The following is a 14,525-nucleotide window of genomic DNA, read 5'->3' as shown; positions in this document are numbered from 1 at the left end:
CGAGCCTCCAGTCCGTGGAGTGGTGACGATCAGGCCGCTGCCGGCTCCGTGATCGCGTCACGCAGGGCGGACGCCGCCGCGGCGACGTCGTCGGCGCTGTAGATCGCGCTGCCCGCGACCGCGACGCGGGCGCCCGACGCCTGGACGGCGGCGATCGTGTCGGTCGTGATGCCACCTGCGACCGAGAAGTCGACACCGGAGGCCTCGCCGTCGCGCAGCAGCGTCTCGAACGTGAAGCCCTCCTCGGCCTGCTCGTCGAGCCCGGCGTGCATCTCGACGAACTCGACGCCGAGCGCGGTGACCTCCTTCGCCCGGGCCGCCTTGTCCGGCACACCGATGAGGTCGACGACGATGCCCTTGCCGTGCTGCTTCGCGGCCTTGACGGCACCCGCGATCGTGCTGTCACCGGCGACGCCGAGGACGGTCACGAGGTCCGCGCCGGCCTGGAAGGCGATGTCGGCCTCGAGTTCGCCGGCGTCCATCGTCTTGAGGTCCGCGAAGACGATCTTGTCCGGGTGCGCCTCCTTGACCGCGGTGATCGCGGAGAGGCCGGCGCTCTTGATGAGGGGCGTGCCGAGCTCGATGACGTCGACGTACGGCGCGGCCTTGCCGGCGAGTTCGAGGGCGTGCTCGGTGGTCAGGGTGTCCATGGCGAACTGGAGCTGCATGGTGGTGTCCTTCCGGTGGTGGATCATTCGAGGTTGGCGTGGCGGGGCCACAGGTCGTCGGCGGAGTGTCCGCTGCGCTGCCAGAGCGCGTGGAACAGGGCATCCCCGAGCAGGACGACGGCCTGCTCGAAGAGGCTCCCGGCGTACTGCGCCGAGGCCGTCCCGGAGCGGTCGGTCTTCGTCGCCGCCGGGACCACGAGCGTGGTGTCGGCGACCTCGGACAGCGGTGCGTCGTCCGTCGTGCTGACGGCGAGCACTCGGGCGCCGACGCCGGCTGCGGTGCGCGCCGCCTCGACGATCCCGCGGGTCGTGCCCGAACCGCTCGCGACGAGGAGCAGGTCGCCCTCGCGGATCGCGGGCGTCGTGACCTCGCCGACGACGTGCACGACGAGTCCGAGGTGCATGAGGCGCATCGCGGTCATCCGGAGCGCGAGGCCCGAGCGGCCGGCGCCGTGCACGAAGACCCGGTCGGCGTCGGCGAGCAGCGTGAGGGCACGCTCGTTGGTGGCCGGGTCCGCCGAGCGGAGGGCTGTGACGAGGTCCTGCAGCTCGCTCCCGATCGTGCCGAGGGCGTCCGCGACGGTGGTGGTGGGCATGGGTCCGATGCTGCCCTGGCGGCTCGGTGTCCGGAGCCGCTCGGGCGCACGGTCGTCCCGTCCGATCGGGTGGGGCGGTCCGTTCGGGTGGGACCGGGTAGGTTCGGCGTGTGGGATCCGACGCGCATGCTCCAGCCAGCCGGACGGCCGCCGCCGAGCACGCCCGGACCGTCGCCGAGACGGCGGACCGGCACGCGCTGACGCTCGAGTCCGTGCTCGCCGCCCTCCGCTCGAGCAGGCTCTCCGACGCTGCCGCCCGCGCCGAGGCCGTCGAGATCGCCTCGGCGGCGCTCGTCGAGCTCCGGACGTCGAGCGATCGGCAGCGCAGCACCCTCCTCGAACCCGTGACCGGCGCGTTCTCCCGACTCCGCGCCGACCTCCGTCCGCTCGTGCGTTTCGGCGACCTCGACGTGCAGTTCGTCGAGCCGCCCGTCACCGGTCGCGCCCTGCCCGGGGATGTCGCCCACAGCGCCCGCGCGATCGTCCGGACCGCCGTCCTCGCGCTCGTCGACGACGGGGCAGCGCGGCGGGTGCGCATCCAGTGGGACTGCGACGGCCGGAACCTCCTCATGCAGCTCCGTGACGACGGCGCCGGCACGCTCGACGCCCACGACGACGCCGTGCGGCCGATCGCCGAGCGCGTCGTCGCCCTCGACGGCACCCTCACGGTGGACTCGACGCCGGGCTGGGGTTCGACGCTCGACATCGCGCTCCCGCTCGACCCCTCGCCGACCGCGCTCGACGTGCCGGACGACTCCGACCTCACCGCGCGGGAGCGCGACGTGCTGCGGCTCGTGGCGACCGGCGTCGGGAACCGGGAGATCGCCGAGGGGCTCGGCATCAGCGTCAACACGGTGAAGTACCACGTGGCGAACCTGCTCCGGAAGCACGGGGCCCGCACCCGCGCGGAGCTCGCGGCCTTCAGCGTGCGGGGCTGACCCGGCGAGACGACGACCCAGGGGGCGGCGTCCATCGTGCACTTTCCGCACCAGCCCCGTCGTCGACGGCTGTGCGGCGAGCATCGTGGTTCGATCACTTCGGAGACGACCGACGACCGACCGCACGGAACCGCCCGCGACCGCTCGGGACCGCCTGCGACCGCACACGACCGAGAGGCCACGACATGCCGTCGAGATCGAGCCGGTCGTTGCGCGAGCGACTCGGCGGGTGGACGTACGTCCTCGTCGGGTGCGCGGCGGTCGTCCTCGCCGAGGTGATCGGCCACGCGCTGTCGCTGACCGACGTCGTGCTCACCGAGGACGCGCCGGAAGCATCACCTGCCAACGACGATCGCGCGTCGGCCCCGGCGCGGTCACGCTGAGGAGCCGACCGGTCGCGGCGAGCTCTCGGCGGAGGGTGTGGGATTCGAACCCACGAGACATCACTGCCCACCTGTTTTCAAGACAGGCTCCATCGGCCGCTCGGACAACCCTCCAGTGACGCGACCACGTGGCGAGACGTGATCGCGTCCCGGGAAGTCTAGCAGGCCTCCAGGACGGCGAGCGAGGCGACGTGCGCCAGGCGCTACCGCGGCAGCGTGTCGAGCGCCGCGGCGAGCCCGTCGTCGGTGACGCCGCCGGTGAGCTCGTTGCCCGCGTCGACCACGTCGTCCGGCGCCTGGCCCATCGCGACCCCGCGGCCCGAGGTCGACGCCCACCGCAGCATGTCGATGTCGTTCCGACCGTCACCCGCGGCGAACACCCGGGAGCGCGGGATGTCGAGCCACTCGCGGACCCGCTCCATCGCGGTGGCCTTCGTCACGCCCTCGGGAGCGATGTCGAGCCACGAGGTCCAGCCGACCGAGTACGAGACCTTGTGCAGCCCCATCCGCTCGACGACCTGCAGGAAGTCCTCGGTGTCGTGCCCGGGAGAGATGACGACGACGCGGGTCGCCTCGACGCCGAGCAACTGCTCGAACGGGACGTGCTCGCCCTGCACGGTCATGGTGTCGTCGGGGAAGTTGCCGGACAGCAGGAAGTGGCCGTCCTCGTCCTCGACGCCGAACGCTGCATCGGCGAGGGCTCCGTGGATCGTCTGCAGCACCTCGGTCGGGTCGAACCGCTCGACGTGGGCGTGCTCGTAGGTGCCGTCCTCACGTCGGCGGAGGGTGAGGGCACCGTTGGCGACGACGAGGTACTTCGGACGGATGCCGAGGGTGTCGAGCAGCGGGACGGTCATGCTCTCGCTGCGACCGGTGGACAGCATGACCTCGTGCCCCGCGGCTTCGGCGTCACGGACGGCGGCGATCACGGTGTCGGTGATGACGCCGTCCTCGCGCATGGTCGTGCCGTCGATGTCGAGCGCGACGAGCCAGCGCTTCGTCCGCGCCGGGGCAGCGCCACCAGCGGCGGCAGGTCCGGCGGCGGCAGCGGTACCGGGCGCCGCGGCGCCACCGTCACCGGATCCGTCGACGAACCGCTCGTGGGAGGTCATCGGGGCTCGATCACCTCGACGCCACCGAGGTACGGCCGGAGCACCTCGGGCACGACGACCGACCCGTCGGCCTGCTGGTGCGTCTCGAGGATGGCGACGATCCACCGCGTGGTCGCCAGCGTGCCGTTGAGGGTCGCGACGGGCGCGGTCTTGCCCGACTCAGTGCGGTACCGGATGTCGAGGCGACGGGCCTGGAACGTCGTGCAGTTCGACGTCGAGGTGAGCTCGCGGAAGGTGCCCTGCGTCGGGACCCACGCCTCGATGTCGAACTTGCGCGCGGCACTCGTGCCGAGGTCTCCGCCGGCGACGTCGATCACGCGGTAGTGCAGGCCGAGGTCCTGGAGCATCGACTCCTGGTACCCGACGAGCTTCTCGTGCTCGGCCTCGGCCTGGTCCGGGTGGACGTAGGAGAACATCTCGAGCTTGTTGAACTGGTGCACGCGGAGGATGCCGCGGTTGTCCTTGCCCGCCGACCCGGCCTCGCGGCGGTAGCAGGTCGACCAGCCGGCGTAGCGGTGCGCCTCGCCCTCCGCGAGCGGGAGGATCTCGTCGGCGTGGAAGCCGGCGAGGGCGACCTCGCTCGTGCCCGTGAGGTAGAGGTCGTCGGCTTCGAGGCGGTACACCTCGGCGGCGTGCTCCCCGAGGAACCCGGTGCCGGCCATGGTCTCCGGGCGGACGAGCGTCGGCGTGATGAGCGGCTCGAACCCGGCGGCGACGGCCCGGTCGAGACCGAGCGACATCAGGGCGATCTCGAGCCGGGCGCCGAGGCCGCGGAGGAAGTAGAAGCGCGAGCCGGAGACCTTGACGCCGCGCGGGATGTCGATGATGCCGAGGTGCTCACCGAGGTCGGCGTGGTCCTTCGGCTCGAAGTCGAACTCGGGCTTGGTGCCGACGGTGCGGAGCGTGACGAAGTCGTCCTCGCCACCCTTGGGCACGTCCGGCAGCACGACGTTCGGGATCGACCGGACGACCTGGTTGAACGCGTCCTCGGCCTCGGTGACCGTGGCCTGCGCCTCCTTCACCTGCGCGGCGAGCGCCTGGGCCTGCTGCACGAGCGCGGCCTTCTCGTCCTTCGGGGCCTTCGCGACCGTCTTGCCGAAGGCGTTCTGCTCGGCACGGAGGGACTCGAACGAGGTGATCGCGCTCCGCCTCGCCGCGTCCGCGGCGACGGCGTCGTCGACGACGTCGACGGACGCGCCGCGCGCCTCCTGCGAGGCCTTGATGACGTCCGGGTTGTCACGCAACAGCTGGGGGTCGATCACCGCACCATCCTAAGGGGGCCGCACCAGGAGCCGGCCTGGAGGCCCGTGGCGGGCCCGCACCGCGCCTCCCGGCCGGTTCATGGCCGTCCCGGCATCCCCTCGCAGCATCCGGTCGGTAGCGTGGCAGCATGTCGACCCCTTCGGAGACCGCGCCTGCGGACGCCCTCCAGACCGAGCAGCAGACGGCCGCCGTCGTCTACAACCCGGTCAAGGTGCACCTGCCGACCCTCAAGCAGACGATCGAGCAGCTGCAGCGGGACGCTGGCTGGGCCGAGACCCTGTGGTTCGAGACCACGGAGGAGGACCCGGGCGGCGGCATGACCCGCGCTGCGCTCGAGGCCGGGGCGGACGTCGTCGCGGCCGCGGGTGGTGACGGCACCGTGCGGGCGGTGGCAGAGGTGGTGCACGGGTCCGACGCGGCCCTCGCCCTGCTGCCGAGCGGGACGGGCAACTTGCTCGCCCGCAACATGAAGCTGCCGCTCGACGACCTGCAGGCGAGCGCACGGACGATCTTCCACGGCGACGACCGCCCGATCGACTTCGGCACCCTCACGGTCGAGCGCGACGGCGGCGAGCGCGAGAAGTTCGGCTTCCTCGTGATGGCCGGCCTCGGGCTCGACGCCCGGATGCTCGCGAACACCCGTCCCGAGCTGAAGAAGCGCGTCGGGTGGCTGGCGTACGTGGACTCCCTGTTCCGCTCGGTACGCGACGCCGACGCGTTCGAGTTCCGCTACCAGCTCGACGACGAGGGCAACCACTCGGCGCGGGCGCACTCGCTCATCGTCGGGAACTGTGGGCAGCTCCAGGCCGGGGCGATCCTGCTGCCCGACGCCGAGATCGACGACGGTGTGTTCGACATCGCCGTGATGCGGCCGCGCGGGTTCTTCGGCTGGGTCCGCATCGGTGCGCGGGTGTTCTGGGAGAACGGGATCCTCCGCACGTTCCGGCGGTCGTCGCTCGCGAACACGGTCGTCGGGCAGAAGCTCGTGACGGCCTCGCGCGAGGAACGCCCGCTGCGGTACCTCCGCGGGCAGGAGTTCACGGCGCGGCTCGAGCGGCCGGACGAGTTCGAGGTGGACGGCGACCCGGTGGGGAAGATCGTGGCGTTCCGCTCGCGCATCGACCCGCTGGGCCTCCGGGTCCGCGTGCCGAAGCCCGGCGACGACCGGCACGGCTCGCGCCAGGTCCCGTAGGGCGCGGGCGGGCCGCGCGGGGCGGCGGGCGCGTCCGCGCGTGCGCGTGCGCGTGCGTCGACGACGGCACGACCGTGCGAGGATCCGCACGTGGTGCGAGGCTCACGCCATCGCACCCTGGGTGCAACCTCGCACCGTCCGGACATGCCCTCGCACCGTGCGCGCCACGGACCCTCGCTGCCCCGACCCGCGGAGCCTGCAGGGTTTCGCGCACGGCGCTCGCGCCGGCGCCTTCCGACGAGCGCGACCGTGTGAGGTTCCGCACGTGGTGCGAGGCTCACGCCATCGCACCCTGCGTGCAACCCCGCACCGTCCGGACGTGCCCTCGCACCGTGCGCGCCGCGGACCCTCGCTGCCCCGCACCGTGCGCGCCTCGCACCGTGCGCGCCCCAAAGCCGCAGCCGCACCCGCGGAGGGCTACCGCGCGTCGGGCTCGCCGGAGACGATCGCGCGCAGCCAGTCCCGCGCCTCGACGAACGCTTCGTCCGAGTAGCGCGCGGGCACCTCGGGGCGCTGCCCGTCGGCCCGCGGGTACGACCCGAGGAACGTCACGCGCGGGCTGAACCGCCGGAGACCGAGCAGCGCGTCCGCCACCCGCTCGTCGCGCACGTGCCCGTCGAGGTCGATGACGAAGCGGTAGCGACCGAGCTCGTCGCCGATCGGCCGCGAGGACAGCAGCCCCATGTTGATGCCCCGCGTCGCGAACTGCTCGAGCATGTCGACGAGGGCGCCCGGGTGCTCGCTCGGCAGCTCGACGATCACGCTCGTCTTGTCGGCACCGGTCGGCTCGGGCAGCGCCAGCGTCTTCGACACGAGCACGAACCGTGTCACGGCCGAGGCGTTGTCCCCGATGGAGGACGCCAGCACCGCGAGGTCGTGGTGGTCGGTGATCCCGGGGGGCGCGACGGCGGCGTCCGCGGTGGGGTGCTCGTCGAGCAGGGACACGGCGGCGGCGACGTTCGAGGACGCCGGGATGTGCCCGTGCCCGGGGAGGTGCTGCTCGAGCCACTGGTGCGTCTGGGCGTACGCGACCGGGTGGGCGTTGACGGTGTGCACGTCGGCGAGGGTGGTGCCGTGCCGTGCGACGAGGACGAAGTCGACGGGGACGAGGTACTCCCCCACGATCCGCACGCCGGGGATCCGGGCGAGGGCGTCCTGCGTCGCGCTGACCCCGCCGTCGACGCTGTTCTCGATCGCGATGACGGCGCCGACCGACCGGCCGCTCATGACGTCGTCGAGGGCCTCGCCGACGTTGTTCACGCTGCGCCAGGGCTTGCCGGCTGCGGCCTCGACGAGCTTGAGGGCCGCCTCGGTGAACGTGCCGGCCGGTCCGAGGTAGGAGTACGTGTCGGAGGGCTCGGCGGGCGCGTTCATGCGGTGAGCCTATTGCAGCGCGAGCGCCTGCCCGGCCGCCGCGGGCGCCTGCCTACTGCAGCGCCCGCTCCTGCCCGGTGAGCCGCTCCTCGCAGATCGTCGGGGCGTCGTCGTCGCGCGGGTAGGTCAGCGCCGCGAAGCGCCCCTCGGGGTCGAGCCGGCCGAGCAGCGCCTGCGTGATGGCGTCGAGCTGCCGCACCTGCTCGTCGGTCAGGGCGTCGATGACGAACGTCCGCGCGGTGCGCACGTGCTGCGGCGCCGCCTCGACGATGGCCGCGTAGCCGTCGTCGGTCAGCCGGACGTCGGTCGCCCGGCGGTCCTCCGTGGACGGGCAGCGCGCGACGAGCCCGCGCTTCTCGAGCCGCGAGACCACGTGCGACAGTCGGGGTAGCGACGCGTTCGTCGCCGACGCCAGGGCGGACATCCGCAGCGTCCGCGGCTCCGTCTCGGAGAGCATGGCGATGACCATGTAGTCGAAGTGCGTCAGGTCGGCGTCACGCTGGAGCTGCTGGTCGAGCGCCGCCGGGAGGAGCTCCATGACCGCGACGAGCTTCATCCACGCGCGGAGCTGCGCGCGGTCGAGCCACGGGGTGTCGTCGGTCGGCTCGGGCATGTGCTGAGTCTACCGAATGGTTGTCGGTTCAACCAGTGCGCGTGGACGACTCCTCGACATCCTCACGCCGACCACGAGCACCGCGACGACGACGAGCAGCAGCGCGCCCTCGACGATCGCGAGCCGCACCCCGTAGTCGAACGGCAGGACCGTCGGGTTCTTCTGCCCGTGTGCCTTGGCCGCGATCTCCGGCAGCACCACGAGGGCCAGGACGCTCCCGAGCACGACCGCGGACTGCACGACCACGAGCATCCAGGCCCGGATCGAGCGCCCGGTCCGGCGGAGCAGGAGACCGGCACCCACGACGAAGGGCGAGAGCACGGCGTCGTGCAGGACCACCGCGCCGAGCAGCCAGGTCGCGAGCCCCCAGATCCGGTTCGGTCGCACGGTCGTCACGAGGACGTACGCGCCGAACGCCATCACCAGGACTCCGAGCACGACGAGCACGATCCGCGCAGCCCTCATGCGATCACCTCGATCTTCTCGATCCACTTCGTCTGCAGCACGCCCGGCCGCCCGGGAGCGATGATGCGCGCCGGGAACCCGTGGTCGAGGTCGAGCGTCGCCCCGTTCAGCTCGAGGGCCACGAGCGTCGTCGGGTCCTCCGCGTACTCCGGTCCCATGTCCATGATCCGGTAGCCGCCGTGCCGTTCGAGGCTCGTCACCCGCACCTGCGACCCCGGCTCCGCCTGGACGGCCCGGAGCAGGTCGCGCATCCGGACGCCCCGCCAGGTCGCCATCTGGCTCCAGCCCTCGACGCACGCGATGGGGAGCTCGGCCTGCGCCGTCCCGAGTGCGACGAGCTCGGCGCGTGAGAACGTCCGGCTGACGGCCGGCCCGACCACCGTGAGCGTCCAGTCCGCGGCGGTCGCGGTCGCGAGGACCCCCGCCGCTCGAGCCGTCCGGTTGACGGGCAGGTCGTTCGGGCCACGGTGTCGCTGGCGTGCGCCGAACACGTTGAACGGCTCGGCGAGGGTGCTCGATTGGCCGGCGGTGAGGGCGACGACGCCGACCGTCGCGGCGGTCACCCCGGCGAAGAACCCGCGTCGGGCGATCCGCTGCCGTCGTCCGTCGGTCGCCTCCGCCTCCGCCTCCGCCGACGGCGCGGGAGCGCCGTCGACCCAGCGGAGCAGACGACCGGTGAGACCGCGGGGGTAGGAGGTGACCGCCTGCCGGCCCGGGTGGTCCGTGGCGGGGTCGAGCCGCGCCTCCCGGTCGACCGCCGGCGGCAGCAGCTCGCTGCCCACCGATGCGTCCGGCACGAACCGGCCGTGCTCGTCGTAGGAGTCGCGCGACCGCCAGTACCGCGCGATCACCCGCAGCTTGACCGCGACGTGCACGATGAGCGAACCGATGATCACGTACGCCAGCGCGTTGTGCACCTGCTTGAACGGGAACGGCCACGGGTACCACTGGTACGTGTTGAGCAGCCCGGTGACGACCTGCACGATCGCCGCCGACACGAGCACGGCGATGGACAGCCGCTCGAGGAGGTGCAGGAACCCACGCACCGGCGGGGTCTGCGCGAGCGCCGGCATCACCGCGTTGAGCTTCGCGAGGAGCAGCGGGATGATCGCGATCCCCGCGGTGATGTGGAGGCCCTGCGTGAACTGGTAGAGCTGCACCGGACGGGTCGCGAACCGCATGCCCGGGAGCGGCTGCTGGAGGAAGTAGCTGTAGACGCCGGTGCCGAAGCACACGAGGAACGCGATGCCGAGCAGACGACCGAGGACCACGGCCGAGCGGGCGTTCCGGTTCGGCGACGCCATCGCGGATCGTGCATCCAGGAGCAGCCGCCGGACCGTCGCTAGCCTCGACCCACCATGAGTGAACGTCTCCGCCCCGGCCGACTCCCGTCCACCGCGCTGGTGTCGACCGTGCTGGCGGTCGTCGGGGTGCTCGCCCTGGCGGGCGTCGTCGCCTACGGCGTCACGCATCTGGGGTTCCTCCGAGCTGGTCATCGTTCCCCATTCGTCGCGTGGACCCTGATCGCTTGGACGGTGTTCGCAGCGTCGGTGCTCGCGCTGCGGTTCGTACCCGCCCGGTGGGCGACGTGGCTCGTCGTCGGCGGTGGGCTGGTGGTCGGGCTCGCCGCGCTCGCGGGTCCGCCGAACACCAGCACCGACTCTGCCCGGTACGCCTGGGACGGCATCGTGCAGCACGCCGGGATCTCACCGTACGCGCACACCCCGCAGTCCGAGGCGCTCGCGGGGCTCCGGCCCGAGTGGCTGTTCCCCGATAAGGTCGACGGCACCTGCAAGCCGATCGAACCGCGGTTCCGGGGGCTCGGGGACGGCGCCGACGGGCACTGCGTGGCGATCAACCGCCCGGACGTCGTGACGATCTACCCGCCGATGGCCCAACTGTGGTTCGCACTCGTGCGCGCGTTCGTCCCGGCGACCGCGCAGTACATGCCGTTCCAGGTCGCGGGGCTGCTGCTCTCGCTCGGCGTCACCGTCGGACTCGTCGCGGTGCTGCGGCGCACGGGCCGTCCGGTCTGGTGGGCGGCGCTCTGGGCGTGGTCGCCGCTCGTGGCCTCCGAGGCGGTCACGAACTCCCACGTCGACGCCCTCGGGGCCGCGCTGGCGACCGCGGGAGCGGTGCTCGTGGCGTTCGGACGGCCGGTCTGGGGCGGCATCGCGCTCGGAGCCGCGACCGCGTCGAAGCTCATCCCCGCGCTCGTCTACCCGCCGCTCCTCGGCAGACGTCGGCACTGGTGGGCGATCCCGGTCGGCATCGCCGTGTTCGCGCTGCTGTACGTGCCGTACGTCAGCTCGACCGGGCCGAAGGTGCTCGGGTACCTGCCCGGCTACCTGTCGGAGGAGGGCTACGAGGACGGGTCCCGCTTCGCCCTCGTGTCGCTGGTGTTCCCCGGTGACGCCGGCACGGTCCTCGTCGGGCTGCTCGTGCTGCTCGCGGCGTACGTCGCCTGGCGCCTGGCCGACCCGGCGGCACCGTGGTCGGGCGAGGTGCTGCTCATCGGCGTGACGTTCCTCGCCGTGACGCCCCGCTACCCCTGGTACGCGCTGCTGCTCATCCCGTTCGTGGTGCTCTCCGGCCGATGGGAGTGGCTGTCGATCGGACTCGCGATCGCCCTGCGCGGGGTCTGGCCGTCGACCCCCGCCTACCGGTGGTGGCTCGCCGCGGCCGTGCTCGTCGTCGTGGTCGGCACCCTCGCCCGCACGAGCCGCTCCGACTGGGCCCGGTGGCGCGACCGCCTGCTGTTCCGCGACGGCCGCGCAGCGCACGCACCCGCGATGTCGTCAGGTGGGCGGTCGACGGAGGACGTACGCTGACGCCATGCCTCCCGCGACCCTGCTCGGCTCGACCGGCGCTCCCGCTCCGGACGCCCTGGTCGACCGCTTCGGCCGCCGTGCCGTCGACCTGCGGGTCTCGCTGACCGAGCGCTGCAACCTCCGCTGCACCTACTGCATGCCCGCCGCGGGCCTGCCGTTCGCCCCGGACGACGCCTTGATGACGGCGGCGGAGATCGAACGACTCGTCCGGCTCGGGACCGCGCGGTTCGGCGTCCGGAAGGTCCGCTTCACGGGCGGCGAGCCGATGCTGCGGCACGACCTCGTCGACGTGATCGCCCGGTGCGCCGCACTGCCGGATGCCCCGGAGCTGTCCCTGACGACGAACGCGATCGGCCTGGCGCACCGGGCGGCCGCGCTGTACGCCGCAGGACTCCGTCGGGTGAACGTGTCGCTCGACACCGTCGACCCGGACGTCTTCACCGAGGTCACCCGGCGGCCGTTCCTCGACAAGGTCATCGCCGGGCTGCAGGCCGCCCACGACGCCGGCCTCGCGATCAAGGTGAACGCGGTGCTGCTCCGCGGGGTGAACGACCACCTCGCGCCGGAGCTCATGCGCTGGTGCCTCGAGCGGGGCTACGAACTCCGGTTCATCGAGCAGATGCCGCTCGACAGCGACCACGCCTGGGAGCGCTCGACGATGATCACCGCCGCCGAGACCCGCGCGGTGCTCTCGACCTCGTTCGGGCTGGTCCCCGACGAGGCTCCGCGCGACGGTGCACCGGCCGAACGGTTCCGGGTGCTCGCGCGCGACGCCGACGGCACCCTCGGCGAGGAGCTCGGCACGATCGGGATCATCGCGAGCATCACCGAGTCCTTCTGTGCCGACTGCACCCGCACCCGGCTCACCGCCGACGGCCACGTCCGGAGCTGCCTGTTCTCCGACGACGAGACGGACGTGCTCGGTCCCATGCGGTCGGGCGCGACGGACGACGAGGTCGCCGCACTCTGGCAGCGGGCCATGTGGGCGAAGCCCCGGGACCACGGCGACGACAGCGACGACCTCGTGCACCCGACGCGGGGCATGAGCGCGATCGGGGGCTGACGGTGACGACGGTGCGGTTCTTCGCGGCGGCACGGGCTGCCGTCGGTGCGGACGAGGTCGCGGTCGACGTGGCGTCGCTGCCGGATGCCTCGCTCGACCAGGCGCTGGCCGCGGTCTCGGCGTCGGACCCCGCACGGTGGGCAGCGCTGGTGGAGCGGTGCTCGTTCCTCGTCGACGGCGTCAGCACGCGGGACCGGTCGACCTCGCTCGTCGGGGTCGGGACGGTCGACGTCATGCCGCCGTTCGCCGGCGGCTGACACCCACTCGACCCGACGCCGGTCACCCGCGCGACCCGACGCCGGTCGCCCGCGCGACCCCACGCCGGTCACCCGCGCGACTCGGGCGCTCGCCCGCGGCCTCGAAGCGGCCGCCCGCACGGCCCGGCGGCGGTCGCCCGCGCTACGGCGCGATCGACAGCACGATGAACGCCGCGAAGATCACGAGGTGCACCCCGCCCTGCAGCCGCGTCGCGCGCCCGGGCAGCACGGTCAGCACCGCTGCGACGATCGTCAGCGCGAGCAGCACGATCTGCGCCGACCCGAGCCCGAGCAGCAGCGTCCCGGGCATGAACAGCGACGCCACCGCGATCGACGGGATCGTGAGACCGATCGACGCCATGGCGGACCCCATCGCGAGGTTGAGGCTCGTCTGGATCCGGTTCCGGGCCGCGGCTTTCGACGCCGCGATCCCCTCCGGCAGCAGGATGAGCAGGGCGATCACGACACCGACGAACGACGGCGGGAACCCGACCGCGGCGACGCCTGCCTCGATCGCCGGTGACTCCACCTTCGCCAGGCCGACGACGGCGACGAGCGCGAGGAGCAGCAGGCCGAGCGACACCAGCGTCTGCCGGCCGGTCGGGGTCGCCGCGTGTGCGGTCTCGTCGTCGGGAGCCGTCCGCGATCCCGGACCCACCGGCAGGAAGAAGTCCCGGTGCGCGATCGTCTGGGTGAAGACGAACAGTCCGTAGAGCGCGAGGGACGCGATCGCCACGAACACGAGCTGCACGCCGGTGAACGAGGCGTTGTCCGTCCCGGTGGTGAAGGTCGGCAGCACGAGCGTCAGGACCGCCAGCGCGGCGACCGTCATCGTCGCCGCGGAGGCGCCCTCTTGGTTGAACCGGACGGTGTGGTGCCGGATCGTCCCGATGAGGATCGCCAGCCCGACGAGCCCGTTCATCGTGATCATCACCGCCGAGAAGACCGTGTCACGCGCGAGTGTCTCGGCCTTCGCCCCACCCGAGCTCGACAGCGCGATGATGAGCGCGACCTCGATGATCGTGACGGCGACGGCGAGGACGAGCGACCCGAACGGCTCCCCCACCCGGTGCGCGACGACCTCGGCGTGGTGGACTGCGGCGAGGACCGTCGCGGCGAGGACGACGGCGACGAGCACGACGACCGCCGTGCCCAGTCCGTACCGGCCGAAGGTCAGCGCCAGGACGACCGCCGCGACGACGGGTACCGCGACGGGCCAGGCCTTGCCGATCCAGGAGGTCATCCGACGATCCTCCCACCGTCCGGCTCGTAGACCACCACCTCGTCGGCGGGGACGCGGATGCGACAGGTGTCGCCGACGGCGAGTCCGAGTGCCGCGAACCGCGTCAGCGTGACGTCCACGACGAGCTCGCCGGCCCGCACCCGGACGAGGCCGTCCCGCGGTTCGACGGCGTCGAGGCGACGCCCCGCTCCGTCGTCGTCCCGCGTCAGCAGCGCGGCCGTCGGGTGGTAGGCGGCGAGGGCGGATCGGCCGGGAGGCACGGCGTGCGCCGTCGACGCCAGCTCACCGCCGTCAGCGGTCACCACCCCACCCGTGGTCGCCCGCCCGGGGACCGTCACCAGGCCGGAGAACCGGGCGGCGAAGGCGCTTCGTGGACGTCCGAGGACCTCGTCGGGGGTGCCCTCGTCCACGACGCGGCCGGCCTCGATCACGACGACTCGGTGCGCGAGGCCCATCACCTCCACGGGGTCGTGCGACACGAGCAGCGTCGGGCGTCCGGTGGCCGCGGTGGCGAGGGCCGCGCGGAC

At 72.7% G+C, this 14,525-nt stretch carries 15 protein-coding genes, 1 tRNA gene and 1 pseudogene; 6 read left to right on the top strand and 11 right to left on the bottom strand.

Annotated elements, in window-relative coordinates; genetic code table 11:
* Positions 1–29 precede the first annotated feature (29 nt).
* Both hxlA and hxlB read right to left on the bottom strand, forming a co-directional pair.
* A complete protein-coding gene (hxlA, locus tag ACSW7Y_RS10715) occupies positions 30–668 on the bottom strand; it encodes a 3-hexulose-6-phosphate synthase (protein WP_400412690.1) in 639 nt (212 codons plus the stop codon).
* Positions 669–691: 23 nt separating this feature from the next.
* Positions 692–1,264 carry a 6-phospho-3-hexuloisomerase gene (gene hxlB, locus ACSW7Y_RS10710; RefSeq protein WP_438126270.1) on the bottom strand — a complete coding sequence of 191 codons (573 nt, stop codon included), beginning with the start codon at positions 1,262–1,264 and terminating at the stop codon, positions 692–694.
* 110 nt (positions 1,265–1,374) lie between these two features.
* On the opposite strand from hxlB, the gene ACSW7Y_RS10705 reads away from it, so the two are divergent.
* The gene (locus ACSW7Y_RS10705; RefSeq protein WP_438126269.1) at positions 1,375–2,202 is read left to right on the top strand and encodes a LuxR C-terminal-related transcriptional regulator; all 828 of its coding nucleotides are present in this window, start codon (positions 1,375–1,377) and stop codon (positions 2,200–2,202) included.
* Positions 2,203–2,387: 185 nt separating this feature from the next.
* Entirely contained in the window at positions 2,388–2,585 is a 198-nt protein-coding gene (locus tag ACSW7Y_RS10700; protein WP_438126268.1) for a hypothetical protein, read from the top strand.
* Between the two features lie 29 nt (positions 2,586–2,614).
* Here the strand turns inward: ACSW7Y_RS10700 and ACSW7Y_RS10695 are convergent.
* The 3 genes from ACSW7Y_RS10695 to serS form a co-directional block, all read right to left on the bottom strand.
* Positions 2,615–2,699: transfer RNA gene (locus ACSW7Y_RS10695), tRNA-Ser, on the bottom strand.
* A gap of 89 nt (positions 2,700–2,788) precedes the next feature.
* Entirely contained in the window at positions 2,789–3,697 is a 909-nt protein-coding gene (locus ACSW7Y_RS10690) for an HAD family hydrolase (protein ID WP_438126267.1), read from the bottom strand.
* Positions 3,694–4,959, bottom strand: coding sequence for a serine--tRNA ligase (gene serS / locus ACSW7Y_RS10685; protein WP_058724512.1), 1,266 nt, complete (start codon positions 4,957–4,959; stop codon positions 3,694–3,696). The genes ACSW7Y_RS10690 and serS overlap by 4 nt, the downstream gene beginning before the upstream one ends.
* A 128-nt stretch (positions 4,960–5,087) precedes the next feature.
* Here serS and ACSW7Y_RS10680 point away from each other — a divergent pair, with 128 nt between their 5' ends.
* The gene (locus tag ACSW7Y_RS10680; protein WP_438126266.1) at positions 5,088–6,152 is read left to right on the top strand and encodes a diacylglycerol/lipid kinase family protein; all 1,065 of its coding nucleotides are present in this window, start codon (positions 5,088–5,090) and stop codon (positions 6,150–6,152) included.
* 417 nt (positions 6,153–6,569) lie between these two features.
* Here ACSW7Y_RS10680 and pheA read toward each other — a convergent pair whose 3' ends face one another.
* Genes pheA through ACSW7Y_RS10660 form a run of 4 tightly spaced genes read right to left on the bottom strand, consistent with a single transcriptional unit; the run spans position 6,570 to position 9,908 of the window.
* On the bottom strand, positions 6,570–7,526 hold the full coding sequence (pheA, locus tag ACSW7Y_RS10675; protein ID WP_438126265.1) for a prephenate dehydratase: 957 nt from the start codon (positions 7,524–7,526) through the stop codon (positions 6,570–6,572).
* Between the two features lie 52 nt (positions 7,527–7,578).
* Positions 7,579–8,139, bottom strand: coding sequence for a MarR family winged helix-turn-helix transcriptional regulator (locus tag ACSW7Y_RS10670; RefSeq protein WP_438126264.1), 561 nt, complete (start codon positions 8,137–8,139; stop codon positions 7,579–7,581).
* Between the two features lie 9 nt (positions 8,140–8,148).
* Positions 8,149–8,604 carry a hypothetical protein gene (locus tag ACSW7Y_RS10665; protein WP_438126263.1) on the bottom strand — a complete coding sequence of 152 codons (456 nt, stop codon included), beginning with the start codon at positions 8,602–8,604 and terminating at the stop codon, positions 8,149–8,151.
* Entirely contained in the window at positions 8,601–9,908 is a 1,308-nt protein-coding gene (locus ACSW7Y_RS10660) for a molybdopterin-dependent oxidoreductase (RefSeq protein ID WP_438126262.1), read from the bottom strand. The genes ACSW7Y_RS10665 and ACSW7Y_RS10660 overlap by 4 nt, the downstream gene beginning before the upstream one ends.
* Positions 9,909–9,962: 54 nt before the next feature.
* Between ACSW7Y_RS10660 and ACSW7Y_RS10655 the strand changes: the two genes are divergently transcribed.
* The 3 genes from ACSW7Y_RS10655 to ACSW7Y_RS10645 are packed head-to-tail and all read left to right on the top strand — an operon-like array spanning position 9,963 to position 12,755.
* Positions 9,963–11,435: a glycosyltransferase 87 family protein gene (locus ACSW7Y_RS10655; protein WP_438126261.1), complete on the top strand. Its 1,473-nt coding sequence runs from the start codon at positions 9,963–9,965 to the stop codon at positions 11,433–11,435.
* 4 nt (positions 11,436–11,439) lie between these two features.
* Positions 11,440–12,498: a GTP 3',8-cyclase MoaA gene (gene moaA, locus ACSW7Y_RS10650; protein ID WP_438126260.1), complete on the top strand. Its 1,059-nt coding sequence runs from the start codon at positions 11,440–11,442 to the stop codon at positions 12,496–12,498.
* A gap of 11 nt (positions 12,499–12,509) precedes the next feature.
* The gene (locus tag ACSW7Y_RS10645) at positions 12,510–12,755 is read left to right on the top strand and encodes a MoaD/ThiS family protein (protein ID WP_438126259.1); all 246 of its coding nucleotides are present in this window, start codon (positions 12,510–12,512) and stop codon (positions 12,753–12,755) included.
* 142 nt (positions 12,756–12,897) lie between these two features.
* On the opposite strand, the gene ACSW7Y_RS10640 is transcribed toward ACSW7Y_RS10645, so the two are convergent.
* Both ACSW7Y_RS10640 and ACSW7Y_RS10635 read right to left on the bottom strand, forming a co-directional pair.
* Positions 12,898–13,998: a calcium:proton antiporter gene (locus tag ACSW7Y_RS10640; protein WP_438126258.1), complete on the bottom strand. Its 1,101-nt coding sequence runs from the start codon at positions 13,996–13,998 to the stop codon at positions 12,898–12,900.
* Positions 13,995–14,525: pseudogene (locus ACSW7Y_RS10635) on the bottom strand (molybdenum ABC transporter ATP-binding protein); the annotation flags it as partial. The pseudogene ACSW7Y_RS10635 and the gene ACSW7Y_RS10640, both read right to left, overlap by 4 nt.

Source organism: Curtobacterium flaccumfaciens, from assembly GCF_051548005.1.
Lineage (GTDB): Bacteria > Actinomycetota > Actinomycetes > Actinomycetales > Microbacteriaceae > Curtobacterium.
Note: the sequence above shows the minus strand (reverse complement) of the source record. Positions and strands in the feature narration are given on the sequence as shown.